This window comes from Streptomyces sp. NPDC058534 (assembly GCF_042717365.1).
Taxonomy (GTDB): Bacteria; Actinomycetota; Actinomycetes; order Streptomycetales; family Streptomycetaceae; genus Streptomyces.
The window spans coordinates 33032-50257 of the sequence record NZ_JBHXNW010000068.1; the positions used below are offsets into that span (position 1 = coordinate 33032).

Genomic DNA, 17226 nt, shown 5'->3' on the forward strand with positions numbered 1-17226 from the left:
CTGAGGGCGGCCCTGTCGTATGCCCCCCGCTCAAGGAGCACCCCGTGGAGATCTTCTTCGAAGCCCTGCTGGTCCTGGTCTGCGTCGGCGTTCTCGCCTTCGCCGGTCTGACCGTGAAGAAGCTGTACCAGGGCCAGCGCTGATCACCGACGCCAGGAAGTACCGCTCATGATCGAGATCCCGTCCGACCTCCACAAGGACCTCGTCCCGCTCGTCTTCCTGCTCGGCGACTGGGCCGGCGCGGGCGTGCACGACTTCCCGGGCGACGAGAAGTGCAACTTCGGGCAGGAGGTCTCCTTCACCCACGACGGCCGGGACTTCCTGGAGTACCGCTCCCACTCCTGGGTCCTCGACCAGGACGGCAACAAGGTCCGCCCGCTGGAGTCCGAGTCCGGCTTCTGGCGCATCGACGCGAACCGCAGGGTCGAGGCCACGATGACCCGCGACGACGGCGTCATCGAGATCTGGTACGGCGAGCTGGCCGACCAGAAGCCGCAGATCGACCTGGTCACGGACGCGGTGGCCCGCACCGCCGCCTCGCGGCCCTACACCGGCGGCAAGCGGCTGTACGGCTACGTCAAGAGCGACCTGATGTGGGTCGGCGAGAAGCAGACCCCCGAGGTCGAGCTGCGCCCCTACATGTCGGCGCACCTCAAGAAGGTCGTCACCCCGGAGGACGTCGAGCGCTGGGCCAAGGCCCTGCCGGACGACATGCCGGACGACGGGATCGCTTTCTTCAAGTAGTCACCCGGACGCACTCGTGCCGGGGGACCGCGTGTTCCACCTGCGCCACGACACCTACGGGCAGCCCCGCCGTGAGGTACCGGCCTCCGCCTCCCCCTCGGCGTGGATCTTCCGGATCTCGGCGATGGCGTCCGACGGGTCCTCCGTGCCCGCGCTCACGACCTCTTCCAAGTGACGAAGGCGCGTCGCGCGGGAGGGTCGGCGCTGGATCGCCACGAACACCCCCCAGGTGTGGACGAAGGTGCGCAGAGGCGCGAGGGACTGTGTCTGCTGCGCGTTGGTCGTCGCCTCGGCGAGGTCCTGAACGAACGCGGGCACCCGGCTCGGCGTCAGCCTCTCCACCGCGGTACGGAGTGCCTCGGGAGTGAGGGCGGGCATGGGGATGAGGGGCTCGGTGAGTGGTTCCGGGCGGTGAGCGGTCACGGGAGAGTCCTCCGGATCAAGGGCCGGTGCTGGTGTCGACGGTACCGACCGCGGCGAGACGCTGGGTCGCTTCCTGGGCGTCACACCATGAGGCGGGCCGCCGGGCCTAGACTCTGGGGTGTGGTGAGCACCGACTGGAAGAGCGACCTCAGGCAGCGCGGCTACCGGCTGACCCCGCAGCGGCAGCTGGTGCTCGAAGCCGTGGACACCCTCGAACACGCGACACCCGACGACATCCTCGGCCAGGTGCGGAAGACGGCGTCGGGTATCAACATCTCCACCGTCTACCGCACGCTGGAGCTCCTGGAGGAGCTGGGGCTGGTCAGCCACGCCCACCTCGGGCACGGCGCGCCCACCTACCACCTGGCCGACCGGCACCACCACCTCCACCTGGTCTGCCGGGACTGCACCGAGGTGATCGAGGCCGACGTCTCGGTGGCCGCCGACTTCACCGCGAAGCTCCGCGAGGAGTTCGGCTTCGACACCGACATGAAGCACTTCGCGATCTTCGGCCGGTGCCGCGACTGCTCCCTGAACGGTTCAACTACCGAGTCGTAGGCTAGGCGTATGAAGAGCCCCCTGCTGTCCCTGCCCGGCGCGGTCCCCGCCGAGGGCGTGGACGAAGGCGTCGCCGCCCACTACGGCGACCTGTTCCGCGAGCAGCGTGCCCTCGCCGACGGCACCGGCTTCGTCGACCTGTCCCACCGCGGTGTCATCACCGTCACGGGCGACGACCGGCTGGCCTGGCTGCACCTGCTGCTCACCCAGCACGTCAGCGACCTGCCGGCCGGCGAGGCCACCGAGGCGCTGATCCTCTCCGCGAACGGCCACATCGAGCACGCCCTGTACCTCGTCGACGATGGCACCACCACCTGGGCCCACGTGGAGCCCGGCAGCGAGGAGGCACTGATCGCCTACCTGGAGTCGATGAAGTTCTTCTACCGGGTCGAGGTCGCCGACCGCACCGCCGACACCGCGGTCGTGTACCTGCCCGCCGGGTCCATCGCCGAGGTCCCCGAGGGCGTCGCCGTCCGGGAGACGCCGTACGGCCGTGATCTCTTCCTGCCCAGGGAGCGGCTGGAGGCGTTCGCCGACGGGGCCGGTCCCGCCGCCGGGATCCTCGCCCACGAGGCGCTGCGGGTCGAGCAGCACCGGCCGCGGCTGGGTTTCGAGACCGACCACCGGACCATCCCGCACGAGCTGGGCTGGATCGGCACGGCCGTGCATCTCCAGAAGGGCTGCTACCGGGGCCAGGAGACCGTCGCCCGGGTGCAGAACCTCGGCAAACCGCCGCGCCGCCTGGTCTTCCTGCACCTGGACGGCAGCGAGGTGCACCTGCCCCCGGCCGGGGCGGAGATCCGGCTCGCGGACGACGGGCCCGAGGGCCGCAAGATCGGCTTCGTCACCACGTCCGTACGCCACCACGAGCTGGGCCCGGTCGCCCTCGCCCTGGTGAAGCGGAACGTGCCGGTGGACGCCCGGCTGACGGCCGAGGGCACGGCCGCCGCCCAGGAGACGGTCGTGGAGCCCTGAGACCGCCGGTGAGGGGTCAGACCTCCACCAGGACCGTGAACGGGCCGTCGTTCGTCAGCGACACCCGCATCTGCGCGCCGAACCGGCCCGTCGCCACGGTCGCGCCCAGCGAGCGCAGCTGTGCGACGACCTCGTCGACGAGCGGTTCGGCGACGTCGCCGGGCGCGGCCGCGTTCCAGGTGGGGCGGCGGCCCTTGCGGGCGTCGCCGTAAAGGGTGAACTGGCTGATCACCAGGAGCGGTGCGCCGAGGTCGCTGCACGACTTCTCGTCGTGCAGGATCCGCACCGACCAGAGCTTGCGGGCCAGCTGCGCCGCCTTCTCCTTGGTGTCCTCGTGGGTGACGCCGACCAGCACGCACAGCCCCGCGCCGTCGATCGCCCCCACGGTCTCGCCGTCCACGACGACACTCGCGCCGTCCACCCTCTGCACCACTGCACGCATCCCGCCATGATGCCGTGCGCCCCCGGGGTGGGGGCGGGCGGGCCCGTACGGGGCTTTTTCTGCCACCTAACCCCCCATCTGGGGCCGATCGTGGGCACTCGGTCACATAGCGGCCACCAGGGGTGACACGATGCTTGCCAGACGCCGGGCGAGGGGACGGTAGAGCACATGAGTACACCGAGTAGGGGACAGTCCCTCGGGACAGTCGCGTTCACATGTCCGGGTGGCCTGGAGGCGCCCCGGCCGCCCGTGCAGCGCACGGACAGTCCGGAGCTGCCGGCGGAGTCCCCGGAGCACGACCTGACCGCACTGAGCCTGCCGGAGCTGCGCACCCTGCGCCGGGACGCGCAGCGCGAGGAGACCGACCTCAGTTATGTACGACGGCTGCTGCAGGGGCGTATCGACATCCTGCGCGCGGCGCTGGCGGGGAGGGGACCGGCGGCCGTGGTGACCACCGCGGCGTCCGGGTCCGTGGTGGAGCGGCTGTCGGAGATCCTGGCCGACGCCCCGGCGCGGCAGCGTTCCTCCGCCCGGCACGTGACGCTGGGCACCCCGCGGAGCGAGGAGTGCAGGCGGCTGGCGGCGGAGATGCTCGGCGAGGTGGAGCTGTCGGACCTGCCGGCCCGCACCGACACCGAGCTGACCAACGGGATGGGCCGGCTCGTGCGCTACGAGCAGCAGGTGTCCCGGGACCGGCAGCGGCTGCAGCGCACGGCGGACGGCTGCAGCGCGGAGATCGCACGCCGGTACCGTGAGGGGGAAGCACAAGTCGACGACCTGCTCGTGTGACACGGGGGGCGGCCATCCGCGCCGCCCGCCGGTCCGGTGATCCCGGGCCGTCGCCGCGGCGGGTCACCCGTCCGGAAGGCCACCGCCGATGCCCGCGCCCCAGCCGTCGCAACCGTCCCAGCCGTCGCAGACGGAGCAGTCCGCGCCCACGTCCGCCCTCACGCCCGTCGTGCCGCCCGTCCTCGCCGAGGTCGTCCGGTCCGGCTTCGTCGAGGGGCGGCACCGGGGGAGTCTGGTCGTCCTGGGCGCCGACGGGGCCGTGGAGCTGGCCCTCGGCGAGGTGACGGCGCCGGTCTTCCCGCGCTCCGCCAACAAGCCGATGCAGGCGGCGGGCGTGCTGCGGGCCGGTCTCGACCTCGCGGAGGAGCGGCTGGCGCTGGCCTCCGCGAGCCACTCCGGAGAACCGTTTCACCGCGACCTGGTCCGCAAGATGCTGGCCGAGTACGGCCTCGACCCGGCCCTGCTCCAGTGCCCGCCCGACCTGCCGCTGGACGCCGAGGAGCGGGACACGTACCTCGCGTCGGGCGCGGCGCCCGACCGGGTCACCATGAACTGCTCCGGCAAGCACACCGCGATGCTCGCGGTCTGCGCGCAGCGGGGCTGGCCGCTGGAGACGTACCTCGACCCCGGGCACCCGCTCCAGCGGACCATCCACAGGGTGGTGGAGGACGCGGCGGGCGAGCCGGTCACCGCCGTCGGCACGGACGGGTGCGGGGCGCCGCTGATGGCGATCAGCCTGGTCGGTCTGGCCCGCGCCTTCCGCTCCTTCGTGGGCGCCGAGCCCGGCACGGCGGAGCGCCGGGTCGCCGACGCGATGCGCGCCCACCCCGAGTACGTCGCCGGCACCCGCCGCGCCGACACCTGGCTGATGCGGGAGGTGCCCGGCAGCCTCTCCAAGATGGGCGCCGAGGCCGTCCAGGCGGTGGCCCTGCCGGACGGCCGTGCCCTCGCCTTCAAGGTCGAGGACGGCGCGACGCGGGCCTTGGGCCCGGTCCTGGCCCGCGCGCTGACGCTGCTGGGCGTCGAGGGGTCCGTGGTCGACCGCATCGGCCGTACGCCGCTGCTGGGCGGCGGGAGCGAGGTGGGGGAGATCCGGGCGGCCTTCTGAGAGCCCGGACCGGCCGCAAATCCGCGCGACGCGGGTGCGGTGGCCGACCTACGGTGAGCGCATGACCCGCCGTGCCGAGATCGACGTACGTCCCATCACCGAGGCCGACTTCCCCGACTGGAACCGCGCCCTGAACACCGGATTCCTCATGCCGCCCGCGGTGGCGGAGTCGCAGCTGGCGGCCCGTCGCGAGCTGTTCGTGCCGGGCCGGTCGCTCGGCGCCTTCGACGGGGAGCGCTGTGTGGCGACCTTCCGGTCCTTCGACCAAGAGGTCACCGCCGTCGGGGGCGCCCTCGTCCCGGCCGACGCCGTCTCCAACGTGACGGTCACCGCGACCCACCGGCGCCGCGGCCTGCTGACCCGCATGATGGCGCAGGATCTGGCGGCGGCGAAGGAGCGCGGGGACGTCGTGGCGACGCTGATCGCGGCCGAGTACCCGATCTACGGCCGGTTCGGCTTCGGTCCCGCCACCACCTTGACCGAGTGGACGGTCGACGTGCCCCGCGCGGGACTCGACCCGCGCCGGCCGGTCCCGGCGGACGGCGGGCGGATCGACCTGGTGGACGGCGAGGACGTGCGCAAGCTCGGTCCCGGGCTGCATGAGCGGGTGCGCCGGTCCCAGCCGGGCGCGGTCAGCCGGCCCGAGCTGTGGTGGCGGACGCGGACCGGCGTCGTCAGCACGTACGGCGCCCCGTGGACCGAGCCCTTCTACGCCGTGTACCGCGCGGCGGACGGCGAGGTCGAGGGCATGGTCTCGTACCGGGCCGACGACCACTGGGGCGACGCCAAGCAGCCGATGGAGACGGCGACCGTGGACTGGCTGCTGGCCGCGACGCCCGCCGCCGAGCGCGCCCTGTGGCACTACCTGTGCTCGATCGACTGGATCACGACGGTGAAGAGCGGCTGGCGGTCCCCCGACGACCTGCTCCCGCACCTCCTGCCGGACCCGCGCGCGGCGAGGATAGTCACGCAGGCGGACTGGCTGTGGGTGCGGATCCTGGACGTCGTACGGGCGCTGGAGGCGCGGACGTACGAGGGGCGGGGGTCGCTGGTGCTGGAGGTCGTGGACCGGGGAGGGCTGGCCGGCGGGCGGTGGCGGCTGGAGGCCGGGCCGGCCGGGGCGTCCTGCGCGCCGACGACCGAGAGCGCCCATCTCGTGCTCGACGTGGGCGAGCTGGGGGCGCTGTGGCTGGGCGACGAGTCGGCGGTGCGGCTGGCGGCACTCGGCCGGGTGCGGGAAGAACGAGCGGGCGCCGCCCGTGTGGTCGACGCCCTGCTGCGTACCTCCAGGCGGCCTTGGTGCCCGGACGTGTTCTGAGGCGGCTCCCTTCTGCCGGTGACGGTGGACGTGCGCATCCGTAGCGCGTGCTTTTCAGTTGTGGTTGTTGTGCCGCTGTTCGGTTGTGGTTGTTGTGGTTGTTGTGCGGTGGTGCGGTGGTGCCGTGGTGCTGACTGACTGTCCGGGCTCCCGGCTCCCCTCCGGAAGGGGGCCCGGACAGCAGTACGTCGGTATCAGCCGGACTGGGCGAGCAGCATCACGAGGATCACCGCGCCCACACCGCCGATCATGGTGTTCTTCGCCTTGATGCCGATGGACAGCGCGACGAACGCGATGATGCCCATCGGCCCGTACTTCCATTGCACGAGCTGCTCGAAGCCGATGGCCAGAGCGGCGACGACGATCGCGATGAGCGGCATGGTGGACCCCCTGTTCACCGTGGTGGCCAACCCCCGTAAGGTCCGACCACGTTGCTCAAGTTGGCTGCCAACTTCACTGTACTTATCTCCGCTTGGACGCGTCTCATAACCACCTTTCCGCGAACTGCCTAAAGATGGCGAGAAGTTGTAGTGTTTGGTCGTGGAGCGGGAACATGCCTCCGTCAATGGGCGGAAGAGACCGCAGCGGCCACAGACAACACATCGCGAGGTGGCCGACGAGCTGCGCGCCCGGATCAGGTCCGGTCGGCTGCGGCCGGGCCAGCGCATGCCCACCCAGGCCCAGTTGGCCGACGAGTTCGGCGTGGAGCGCGGCGCCGTACGCCAGGCCCTGCGCATCCTCCAGTCGGAGCGTCTGCTCACCAACGTGTCCAAGGGGAGCCCCGCGACCGTCGCGCCCGACCTCCACGGCGCCCCGACCGGCCCTCCGGCGCCGCCGATGCCCACCACCGTCGCCCTCGCGCCCCGGATCGCGGAAGCCTTCGCCGCGCCGCACGTGGAGATCGACGCCCTGTGCCTGACCTCCGTCTCCCTGACCCTCGCCATCGGCGAATCGCTGCGCCAGATCCACGCGGGGCGACTGAAACCGGCCAAGGTCGACGTCCGCGTCCTGCTGCCGAGCCGCGACATCGACCTGGCCTTCCCGGTGCCGGTGGGCGGCGGCGGTGCCGGTGACCCGGTGCACGAGCGGTGGCTGGCCATGCGCAACGCCCAGGGCCAGGTGCTCCGGCACAACCTGCTGAGCCTCAGGGCCACGCACGGCATCGACGTGCGGGTCTCCTTCCGCGCGCTGCCCTTCACCCCGCCGGTGAAGCTCTACCTGCTCAACGGGGCGGAGGCCCTTTTCGCGTACTACACCCTCAGCCGGCGCGAGCAGCAGATCGGTCACGAGCAGCTGGAGATGTACGACGCGGAGGGCGTCCGCTCGACGCTGTTCGCCTTCGACCAGCGTGGTGGCCTGCGCGACGGCGTGTTCGTGAAGCAGTCCCGGCTGTGGTTCGACGCGCTGTGGGGGACGATCAGCTCGGAGCTGCTGCTCACGGGCTGACCGCCCCCCGGTCACAGCGCGGGCCCCGCGACCAGGAGGGCCAGCAGGACCGCGCCGGCGGAGCTGACGGACGGGCTCTTGGCCTTGATGCCTATGGTGAGCAGGAGCAGGCCGATGATCCCGGTGGCGCCGTACTTCCACTGGACGATCTGCTCGAAGGCGATGACGAAGACCGTGGAGACCAGGGCGAGGACGGGCATGGTCTTTCCCCCCTTCGGGAAGTGGTTCGGGAAGTTCGGGAAGGTAAACTTCCACCAACTGGGCTAAGTTGGCTGCCAACTCTGTCTATGTTGTCCCCACTTGGCTGCTACCTATAAACAAGTTTCAAACAACTCCCCGTAGGTAGGTCGAAGTTGTAGCGTTTGGTCGTGACTCAGGAGAACGTGTCCGTGAACGGCAGCAGAAGGCTCTCGGCCCAGGAGATCGCCGACGTCCTGCGGGAGCGGATCCGCGGGGGAGACCTCAAGGCGGGCGACCGCCTGCCCACCCAGGCCGAGCTGGCCGACGAGTTCGGTGTGGAGCGCGGCACGGTGCGCCAGGCCCTGCGCGCCCTCCAGGAGGACGGTCTCCTCACCAACGTCAGCAAGGGCAGCCCGCCGCGCATCGCCGAGCCCGCCACCTCCCGGGGCGAGCCGCAGCCGACGATGGTCTCGCTCGGGCCGCGGCTGGCGGCGGCGTTCGCGGCACCGCGCGTGCGCGTCGACGTCGTGTGCCACACCTCGGAGACGCTGATGCTGGCCCTCAGCGAGCCGCTCCGCCTGATCCACGAGGGCCGCATCCGACCCGAGGCCATCGACTTCCGCGTCCTGATGCCCTCGCGCGACATCGAGCTGGCCTTCCCCGTCCTGGTGGAGGACGAGGAGGACGACCCGGTCCACCAGCGCTGGCTCCAGATGCGCAACGCCCAGGCCCGGGTGCTCCAGCACAACCTGCACGCCGTGCGCTCCACCCACCGCGTCGACGTGCACATCGCCTTCCGCGCCCTGCCGTTCACCCCGCCGATGAAGCTCTACCTTCTGGGCGGCGAGGAGGCGCTCCTCGGCTACTACATGCTGACCCGGCGCGAGGAGGAGTACGAGAGCCGGACGCTGGAGATGTACGACGCCCTCGGCTCCCAGTCGCTGCTCTTCTCCTTCCTGAAGCGGGCGGGTCATCGGGACGCCGTGTTCGTGGAGGAATCACAGAAGTGGTTCGACGCCCTCTGGGAAACCATCACCACTGACATGACACTCTCCTAGTGACTCCTGATACGGATCAGACGGATCAGACGGACCAGATGGACCAGATGGAACCGGTGACCGAGCGGACCGGTGGCCTGGGGGGCCTGGGAGACCTGGTCGAGGGCGCCCGCGTCGTCCTGTGGGACTTCGACGGCCCCATCTGCAGACTGTTCGCGGGCTACTCCGCCGACCGGGTGGCGGGCGAACTGGTGGACTGGCTGGAACGGCTGGGCCTCAAGGGACTGCTGACCCAGGAGGAGCAGGTCCACCCCGACCCGCACGTCCTGCTGGGCGCGGTCAACCGCCGGCGCCAGGACAGTGACCTGGTCGCCGACTTCGAGGAGCGGCTGACCCGGGAGGAGCTGCGGGCCGTACCCACCGCGTGGCCGACCGCGTACGCGGACCCGCTGATCCGCACCTGGTCGGCGCTCGGGGTCGGACTGGCGGTGACGACCAACAACTCGCCCCGCGTGGTCGGCGAGTACCTCGCCACGCGCGGTCTGCTGGACTGCTTCGCCCCGCACATCTACGGCCGCACCCAGGACCTGCACCTGCTCAAGCCCGATCCGTACTGCCTCAACCGGGCCCTCAGCGCGATGGGGGTGGCCCCCGCGCAGGCGCTGATGGTCGGAGACACGACGTCCGACCTCACCGCCGCCCGGCGGGCCGGGGTGCCGTTCCTGGGCTACGCGCGCAACGAGGAGAAGGCGAAGGTCCTCAGGCAGGCGGGCGCGGAGACGGTCGTCGACTCCCTGGAGCCGGTGCTGCGGCTGCTGTGGAAGGACGCGGGCCGGGTTCACGCGTGAGGCTCGGGTGCGGTGGTCGCTGATCACGGACACGACACCTCCTGTGTCAACTTGGCTGCTCAGCCCGCTAATTGGACGGTTCCTCTCTCCGGGTTGTCCCCTTGTTGGCTGATCGACTAACGAGAACCGGCAAACAATCAGTCCAACTGGCCGGAGGTTGACTGCCTGTTGTCTCCTTCACGGACCGATGGGACGGAAAGCGGTTTGCGTGTCGGTGCCCGGCGGTACGGTCGCTGCATGAGCGGAGAACGCGGTGAGGGAGGCGGCAAGGAGTTCGAGCGGGTCCTGGAGGCGCTGCGCGAGCAACTGGCCGACGGCACCTACGGACTGCACGCGACACTCCCCGCCCAGCGGGAGCTGGCCGGCGAGTTCGGCGTCTCCCGCGACACCGTGCAGCGGGTGCTCGGCGAGCTGAAGTCGGAGGGCTGGGTCGAGTCCCGGCAGGGCAGCGGGACCCGGGTGACCAAGCTCCCCATCCACGCGGCGGTCCGGCCGAAGGCGGAGCCGGCACCGGTACGGGTCTCGCTGGGCCCCTTCGTCACCCGCGCCTTCGACCGGCCGGACGTGCGGCTCGACGTGTTCACCCTGACCTCGGAGAGCCTGGACGCGCACATCCGGCTCCAGGCGGAACGGATCCGGGCGGGGGAGATCGGGCCCACCAGCATCACCCTGCGCATGCTGCTGCCTTCGGAGGGGCTGGCGCTGCCGTATCCGCGCCCGAAGGAGGCCACGGGCGCGGCGGACGGCGAGGAGTCGGCGGAGCACCTGCGGGAGCGCTTGCTGCACCGGCTCCACGGCATCACGCACCGGCACACGACCTCGCTGCGGGCCGCCCTGAGTGATCTGCGGACCGAAGGGCTGGTGCCGTCCGTGAGCGTGGAGGTCCGGCACGTGCCGCTGGTGCCCACCTTCAAGCTCTACCTGCGCCCGGAGGCCGAGGCCCTCTACGGCCCGTACGAAGTGGTCGAGCGCACCCTCCTGCTGGACGACGGCACCGAGGTCGAGGCACTGGACGTCCTGGGTCTCGGCTCGGTGCTGACCCGGCACGTCCACGACGAGGGGGACGCCGGTTCGGCCGGCTCGCTGTTCGTACAGAGCATGCAGGCCTGGTTCGAATCGTGCTGGAAGCTGCTGGCCGACCCGGTCTGACCGGCGCGGTCCATCGGGAGTAGCGGTTCGCCCGTTCCGGTCACCCGAGTTGCCCCTGGGGGTTCCGAATACTGGAGTACTCGCAGCGGACCGTGGGACGTGGCTGTACTGTGTGGCCACTTTCTTCGTCGCAGCGAAGATCTGGCGCGTGGCAAAGTCCCTCCTGGAGCACTCCGTGAGTCGTCCCTCCCCGCTTGGCAATCCGGCGCTGGAGCGGGACGACGCGTTCGACCGGTTCCTGGCCTCGGCGACGGCGCTCGGGAAGTTCGGCCGGGGGCACCACAACCTGAACTACATGGTGCGGCCCCTGACCGCCGGGGACTCCAGGCTGGTCGCCGCCGAGCGCGGCGCGCGGGTCACCGTCCGCAAGCGCATCCCCTCGGCGCTGCCGGTCGTGATCCGCACCTGGCAGGACGAGGCCGACCTGCTCAACCGGATCTGGGGGGTGCTGCACAACGTCCCGCGCTGTCTGGCCAAGCACCGCGACGTCGTCGTCCTCAGCTATGTCGAGGGCGTGCCCCTGTCGACCATCTGCCCCAACGACACGCCGGTCGACTACGACCTGATCGTCGCGCTGGCCGGGCTGCTGGCGGACATGACGCAGGTACGCAGGCAGCATCTGCCGCCGCTGCCGGCGTACTGGCCGCGGTCGAGCCGGGACGGCGGGGCGTTCCTGAGGGCGCTGGCGTTCGCGGCGGACGAGCAGATCAGGCGGCGCAACCGGGCCGACTTCGGGGGCCTGTTCGCCATGCTGGGTATTCCCGAAGACGCCCTGGTCCGGTTCGCCGAGCGGGTGCCCACGCTGGTCAGCCGGCCGTTCAGCCTGGTCCACACGGACCTGCACCGCGACAACGTGATCGTCTCCTACGCCGGGGATCCCCCGCTGATCTGCGTCGACTGGGAGCTGGCCGGCTACGGCGACCCCCTGCACGACCTCGCCACCCACCTGGTGCGGATGCGCTACCCCGACCACCAGTGGCCGGAGGTCATCGAGGCCTGGCGCAAGGTGATGGGGGAGCGGCGCGGCAAGGCGGTCAACGGCCTGGACCGGGACCTCAGGCACTACGTCGCCTTCGAGCGGGCCCAGTCGGTCTATCCGGACGTCATGCGGGCGGCGAAGTCCCTCGGGGACTCCTTCGACCAGCGGGACCTGGACGCCGCGACGCGGGCGGTGCGGCGGGCGCTGGTGGCGGCCGAAGAACCGTTGCGTCTGAAGAGCGTGGCGGAGGAACCGGCCATCGAGCGCATCCTCTTCCGGTGGCACGAGTCCCGGGGGGTGCGGTCCAGCCGCGAGCGGAAGCTGTCCCAGATCGTGTGGCAGCGCGATCCGAGGCTTCCGGTCCGCAGCGACTTCCCGCTGTGGGCCGTCAACCGGGCCCTGCTGGAGGAGGGCGCCGCCTCCGCCGACCGGGTCCTCAAGGGCACGGCCCATCTGAACACGGCCGTGGACGTCGAGGGCATCGACTTCCCCGTCGTGGTGCGCCGCAAGGTGGGCGCCGCGGACTCCCGGGAACGCAGATTCCTCAGCGAACACGCCGTCCTGAGGGAGATCGAGAATTCCGGGGCCCGCGTCAAGGCTCCGCGCGTACTGGCCCTGGGCAGGAGCGGGCTGCGTGAACCGTTCACCATCCACTCCTACGAGGGACCGGCGAACGGCTTCGCCCCGCCCGAGCATCCCGCGCACGGGCTGCGGCCGTACGAGGCGGACGATCTCGTGGAACAGCTGGGCGAGCTGACCCGGGTCGGATGCGGGGGGCTGGACCCCCTCAAGGGAGCCGCCTTCTACCCGTGGCTGCGCGGCGAGCTGGTCCGCCTGGTGAGCGAGCTGCCCAAGGCCACGATGGAACTCGCCCGCGAACTGGGCCTGCCGGACAACGTCCGGCTCGCCGAGATCCTCGCCCGCCACACCCTGAGCCGACGGCGACCCGTGCTGCTGCACGGCGATCTCAACCCGTGGAACCTGGTGCGCCGCCCGGACGGTGGCGGACTGACGCTCATCGACTGGGAAATGGCGATGGTGGGCGATCCCCTGTACGACCTCGTCCGCCACATGCACCTCACACCCACCCGGCCGGAGATCCGCGACCGGATGTTCCGCCGCTGGGAGCGCCTCCTCCCGCCCGACTGCACCCACCACTGGCGGGACGACTGGCGGGTGTACCGGTGGATCGAGACCGTCAGGTCCGCCTACGTCGACCTCGATCGTCTGGTGACCGGCGTGAGTCTGGGCGCCCCCAACGTCAAACGGGCCGTCCAGACCTACGCCATGACCCTCGCCGAGGCCACCGCGGCCCTGGGCCTGCCGGACAAGTCCATGGCCAATCCCTATCTTGCCCGCGCGCTCCCCCACGGCGACCATGGGGGGCCACGAGCGGCCAGGTTCCCGGCGGACGTCTGAGCCGCTCCCGACGCGACAGCGGGGGGCCGCGTATGTCCGGCAGGTCGGGCAGGACGGATTCCGAGGGAATGGCGCAGCGGTTCCGGCGGCTGCAGGCCCGCTATGAGCCGACGGTGACACGAACCCTGCTCCTCGGGCTCTTCGTCGTCGGTGTGAGCGCCCAGTTGGTCAAGCCGATCGGTGACGCCCTGCAGGACAAGGCCTTCCTGGGAGGCGCGCTGCTCAGCCTGGTGGGCTACGTGCTGTACGAGTCGGTGAAGGACCTGGCGTCGTCGCTGCGGCTGCCCGCGCGTTCGCAGGTCGAGTCCCGGGAGCTCGGCACGTTCGTGAGCGAGGCATTCCGCGCGCGTACCGTGGAGATCGGCTTTCTCGGGTACACCGGGGAGACCCTGTACAACGAGCTGTACCACCGCCTGGAAGGGCTGTTGGAGGACCCCGGCAGCCCGATCCGGCACGTGAACGTGCGGTTCCTCATCCCCGACTTCGGCCGGCCCATGACCGTTCCGTCGAGGGTCGGCGAGGGCGGCAGGCCGGTGGACGACCCGGACTTCCGCAAGCGGCTCGAGGAGAAGTGCCGCGAGTACGACGAGACGCTCTCGGTCCTGGCGGAGCGACTGACCCTGCTCGGCACGGTGACGGCTCACTGCGAGTACCGCCTGCACCCCGGCATACCCACGGACAAGGTCTGCGTCTTCAACCGGGAGCTGGTCCTGCACGGGCTCTACGACGTGACCGCGCGGACCGTCCTGCGCAGCACCACCGATCCGGAGTACTACGACCCCAAGGGCTACCGCACCGACCTCACGGTCTGGTCCCAGGAGGGCGGCGACGACGCCAAGGCCGTCCTGGCCACCTGGAACCGGCACTTCGACAGCCTGTGGGGCCTGGCGGCGGCGCCTCCCTGGCGTGCGGCGCCCGCCGCGTGAGCGGCCCGCCGGCGCCCCCGGCGTAGGGTCGTCGCATGGTGGAGAGCGGGCTGCGGGAGCGGAAGAAGCAGCGGACGTTGCAGGTGTTGTCGGACGTCGCCGTCGGGCTCTTCCTGGAGAAGGGGTTCGACGCGGTGTCCGTCGCGGAGGTGGCCGCCGCGGCCGAGGTGTCCAAGCCGACGCTCTTCCGGTACTTCCCCGCGAAGGAGGACCTCGTCCTGCACCGGATCGCCGATCACGAGGACGAGTCGGCGCGGGTGGCGGGGCAGGGGCCGGATCCGCTCGACGCGCTGCGGCGGCACTTCCTGGCGGGTCTCGAGCGGTGCGACCCGGTGACCGGGCTCAACGACCATCCGGCCGTACTGGACTTTCACCGGCTGCTGTACGGCACGCCCGCCCTCGTCGCCCGGATGCACACGCAGCTCGAACGGTCCGAGGCCGCGCTCGCGCGGGTGCTCGGCGGTGGTCTGGAGGCCCGGCTGGCCGCCGGTCAGATCATCGCCGTACAGCGGATCCTCGCGCTGGAGAACTGGCGGCGGATCGCGGCCGGGGAGCGGGTGGCGGACGTGCGGCCGGACGCGGTGGCGGCGGCGGAGCGGGCGTTCGGGGGGCTGGCGGCCGGGCTGCCGGGGCTGACTATTACTAGGTAAAAGATTTAACTCGGTTACGTTATCCGGTACGGTTGCTGGAATGACGTCGACCGAACCCGCCCTCCAGCACGCCCTCGCCCTCGAACGCGCCCACCACGAGCACTGCCGGGACGTCCTCGCCGCCATGATCGACGGGGCCCGGGGGCACGTCGTCACCGGCGAGGACGTCTCCGCCTCCGGCGCCGACGCCGAGGTGCTGGGGTACCGGCTGCGCAGCCGGGCCAAGGAGCTGCGCGAGCTGCCCGAGGGGCCGCTGTTCTTCGGGCGGCTGGACTTCGCCGAGGCGGAGGCGGAGGCGGAGACAGGGACAGGGGCAGAGGCAGAGGCAGAGGCAGAGGCAGCGGAGGCTGAGGCGCGGGTGTTGCATCTCGGGCGGCTGCGGATCAGTGAGCATCCCGCCGCCCCGCCCCTCGTCGTCGACTGGCGCGCCCCCGTCTCCCGCGCCTTCTACCAGGCCACCGCCGGCGACCCCCGCGCCGTTGCCGTCCGCCGCCGTTTCGGCTGGGCGCCCGGCAGCCGCGGGGACTCCGCCGACCTCACCGGGCTGGAGGACGAGCACCTCGGCCGGGGCGAGTCCCGGGCCAGTGCCATCGTCGCCCGGGAGATCGAGCGGCCCCGCGTCGGACCCATGCGGGACATCGCCGCCACCATCCAGCCCGAGCAGGACGACCTCGTCCGGGCCGGCCTCACCGCCACCGTCTGCGTCCAGGGCGCCCCGGGCACCGGCAAGACCGCCGTCGGCCTGCACCGGGCCGCGTACCTGCTCTACACCCACCCGCAGCGCATCCGGCGCGGCGGCATGCTGATCCTCGGCCCCAACCCCACCTTCCTCTCCTACATCGCCGAGGTGCTCCCCGCCCTCGGCGAGACCGGTGTACGGCAGTCCACGCTCCCGGCGGAGATCGCCCGGCACCCGGTCACCGGTACCGACGGCGGGCGGACCGCCGCCGTCAAGCACGACGCCCGGACGGCCGAGGTGCTGCGCCGCGCCCTGTACGCGCGCGTGGCGCCCGAGGCGGCCGGCGACCTCGTCGTACCGGACGGGTCCTACCGCTGGCGCGTCCCGGCCGACGCGCTGGCCCGGATCGTCGCGGTCGTGCGGGAGGAGGAGCCGCCGTACACCGTGGGGCGCGAGCGGGTGCGGGCCCGGATCGTGCGGTACGTCCAGGACCAGGCCGAACGGCGTGCCGGGCCCCGGCCGCACGCCTGGGTGCGCCGCGTCGAACGGGCTCGGCCGGTCGGCGCCCACCTCGACGCGGTGTGGCCCCGGGTGCGTCCGGAGGAGGTCGTCGCGCGGCTGCTCGTCGACCCCGGCGCGCTGGCGCGGGCCGCCGAAGGGCTGCTGGACGACGACGAGCAGCGGGCGCTGCTGTGGCCCGCGGGGGCGCCGCGGTCGTGGAGGTCGGCGCGCTGGTCCGCCGCCGACCTGGTCCTCCTCGACGAGGTCGCCGGGCTCCTCGAACATCCCGAGGGCTACGGCCACATCGTCGTCGACGAGGCGCAGGACCTCTCCCCGATGGAGTGCCGGGCCATCGCCCGCCGCTGCGCCTTCGGCTCGCTCACGGTCCTCGGCGACCTCGCCCAGGGGACCACGCCGTGGGCCGCGCGGTCCTGGGCCGCGACCCTCGCCCACCTGGGCCGGCCGGACGCGGCCGTGACGCCGCTGACCACCGGGTTCCGGGTGCCCCGGGAGGTCGTGGGCCTCGCCAACCGGCTGCTGGCGCGGCTGGACGTGGACGTACCGCCGGCCCGTTCGCTGCGCGGCGACGGCGAGCTGGCCCTGCGCGAGGTGGCCCCCGGCGCGGTGCCGGACGCGGTCGCCGACGCCGTACGGCACGCGCTCACCCGGGAGGGCTCGGTGGGTGTCGTCGCCGCCGACGCGGACCTGCCCCCGGTGCGGGAGGCCCTCGACGCGGCCGGGATCGCGGCGGCCGGTCCGGAGGTGCCGGGCGCCCGGGTGGCCCTGCTGCCCGCGAGTGTCGTCAAGGGCCTGGAGTACGACCACGTCGTCGCCGTCGAACCGGCGGCGATCGCGGAGGCGGAGGGCCCCGGGGGGCGGGGCCTGCACCGCCTCTACGTGGTGCTCACCCGCGCGGTGTCCCGCCTGGACGTGGTGCACGCGCGGCCCCTGCCGTTCTGACCCAGGGCACGGCAGTCGGTGCCGGCCGATCACCTGGGCGACCCGCGGGTTGTTCTCCGGCTGCCGGTTGCGTGTGGCTGGTCGCGCAGTTCCCCGCGCCCCTTAAAGGCATGCACTCGCCGTCCCGACCCAGG

The 17226-nt window shown here is 71.9% G+C and carries 18 protein-coding genes; 14 read left to right on the forward strand and 4 right to left on the reverse strand.

The features are described from left to right. Positions 1-168: 168 nt before the first annotated feature. Positions 169-744: an FABP family protein gene (locus tag ACFWR9_RS32175; protein ID WP_383848220.1), complete on the forward strand. Its 576-nt coding sequence runs from the start codon at positions 169-171 to the stop codon at positions 742-744. A gap of 54 nt (positions 745-798) precedes the next feature. Here the strand turns inward: ACFWR9_RS32175 and ACFWR9_RS32180 are convergent, their stop codons facing one another. Further along, complete coding sequence (locus ACFWR9_RS32180) at positions 799-1167, reverse strand: DUF6247 family protein (RefSeq protein WP_383848223.1); 369 nt, start codon at positions 1165-1167, stop codon at positions 799-801. Positions 1168-1287: 120 nt separating this feature from the next. Between ACFWR9_RS32180 and ACFWR9_RS32185 the strand changes: the two genes are divergently transcribed. Together ACFWR9_RS32185 and ACFWR9_RS32190 are read left to right on the forward strand one after the other, a co-directional pair. Continuing rightward, positions 1288-1725 (forward strand): Fur family transcriptional regulator, encoded by a 438-nt coding sequence (locus ACFWR9_RS32185; protein WP_383848225.1) that lies wholly within the window; start codon positions 1288-1290, stop codon positions 1723-1725. Positions 1726-1734: 9 nt separating this feature from the next. Continuing rightward, positions 1735-2700: a YgfZ/GcvT domain-containing protein gene (locus ACFWR9_RS32190; protein WP_383848228.1), complete on the forward strand. Its 966-nt coding sequence runs from the start codon at positions 1735-1737 to the stop codon at positions 2698-2700. Between the two features lie 16 nt (positions 2701-2716). Here the strand turns inward: ACFWR9_RS32190 and dtd are convergent, their stop codons facing one another. Continuing rightward, on the reverse strand, positions 2717-3142 hold the full coding sequence (dtd, locus tag ACFWR9_RS32195; protein WP_161328490.1) for a D-aminoacyl-tRNA deacylase: 426 nt from the start codon (positions 3140-3142) through the stop codon (positions 2717-2719). Between the two features lie 168 nt (positions 3143-3310). Between dtd and ACFWR9_RS32200 the strand changes: the two genes are divergently transcribed. From ACFWR9_RS32200 to ACFWR9_RS32210, 3 genes are all read left to right on the forward strand, one after another. Further along, complete coding sequence (locus ACFWR9_RS32200; RefSeq protein WP_383848230.1) at positions 3311-3931, forward strand: aerial mycelium formation protein; 621 nt, start codon at positions 3311-3313, stop codon at positions 3929-3931. An 88-nt stretch (positions 3932-4019) separates the two neighbouring features. Next, complete coding sequence (locus ACFWR9_RS32205; RefSeq protein WP_383848233.1) at positions 4020-5039, forward strand: asparaginase; 1020 nt, start codon at positions 4020-4022, stop codon at positions 5037-5039. A 61-nt stretch (positions 5040-5100) separates the two neighbouring features. Then, on the forward strand, positions 5101-6357 hold the full coding sequence (locus ACFWR9_RS32210) for a GNAT family N-acetyltransferase (protein ID WP_383848236.1): 1257 nt from the start codon (positions 5101-5103) through the stop codon (positions 6355-6357). A gap of 194 nt (positions 6358-6551) precedes the next feature. Here the strand turns inward: ACFWR9_RS32210 and ACFWR9_RS32215 are convergent, their stop codons facing one another. Next, a complete protein-coding gene (locus tag ACFWR9_RS32215) occupies positions 6552-6737 on the reverse strand; it encodes a hypothetical protein (RefSeq protein ID WP_003974784.1) in 186 nt (61 codons plus the stop codon). Between the two features lie 154 nt (positions 6738-6891). On the opposite strand from ACFWR9_RS32215, the gene ACFWR9_RS32220 reads away from it, so the two are divergent. Next, positions 6892-7803, forward strand: a complete 912-nt coding sequence (locus tag ACFWR9_RS32220; protein WP_383848239.1) for a winged helix-turn-helix domain-containing protein — start codon at positions 6892-6894, stop codon at positions 7801-7803. A gap of 11 nt (positions 7804-7814) precedes the next feature. Here ACFWR9_RS32220 and ACFWR9_RS32225 read toward each other — a convergent pair whose 3' ends face one another. Beyond that, a complete protein-coding gene (locus ACFWR9_RS32225; RefSeq protein ID WP_376359767.1) occupies positions 7815-8003 on the reverse strand; it encodes a hypothetical protein in 189 nt (62 codons plus the stop codon). A 162-nt stretch (positions 8004-8165) separates the two neighbouring features. On the opposite strand from ACFWR9_RS32225, the gene ACFWR9_RS32230 reads away from it, so the two are divergent. The 7 genes from ACFWR9_RS32230 (at position 8166) to ACFWR9_RS32260 (ending at position 17092) form a co-directional block, all read left to right on the forward strand. Then, positions 8166-9041 (forward strand): winged helix-turn-helix domain-containing protein, encoded by an 876-nt coding sequence (locus ACFWR9_RS32230; protein ID WP_383848243.1) that lies wholly within the window; start codon positions 8166-8168, stop codon positions 9039-9041. Positions 9042-9079: 38 nt separating this feature from the next. Continuing rightward, positions 9080-9829 (forward strand): HAD family hydrolase, encoded by a 750-nt coding sequence (locus ACFWR9_RS32235; RefSeq protein ID WP_383848245.1) that lies wholly within the window; start codon positions 9080-9082, stop codon positions 9827-9829. Positions 9830-10066: 237 nt separating this feature from the next. Beyond that, positions 10067-10978, forward strand: coding sequence for a GntR family transcriptional regulator (locus ACFWR9_RS32240; protein WP_383848248.1), 912 nt, complete (start codon positions 10067-10069; stop codon positions 10976-10978). Between the two features lie 295 nt (positions 10979-11273). Next, positions 11274-13376, forward strand: coding sequence for a phosphotransferase family protein (locus tag ACFWR9_RS32245; RefSeq protein WP_383848258.1), 2103 nt, complete (start codon positions 11274-11276; stop codon positions 13374-13376). 68 nt (positions 13377-13444) lie between these two features. Next, a complete protein-coding gene (locus ACFWR9_RS32250; RefSeq protein WP_383848251.1) occupies positions 13445-14302 on the forward strand; it encodes a hypothetical protein in 858 nt (285 codons plus the stop codon). 35 nt (positions 14303-14337) lie between these two features. After that, positions 14338-14952: a TetR/AcrR family transcriptional regulator gene (locus ACFWR9_RS32255; RefSeq protein WP_383848254.1), complete on the forward strand. Its 615-nt coding sequence runs from the start codon at positions 14338-14340 to the stop codon at positions 14950-14952. Positions 14953-14992: 40 nt separating this feature from the next. Then, positions 14993-17092, forward strand: a complete 2100-nt coding sequence (locus tag ACFWR9_RS32260) for a HelD family protein (RefSeq protein WP_383848256.1) — start codon at positions 14993-14995, stop codon at positions 17090-17092. Positions 17093-17226 lie beyond the last annotated feature (134 nt).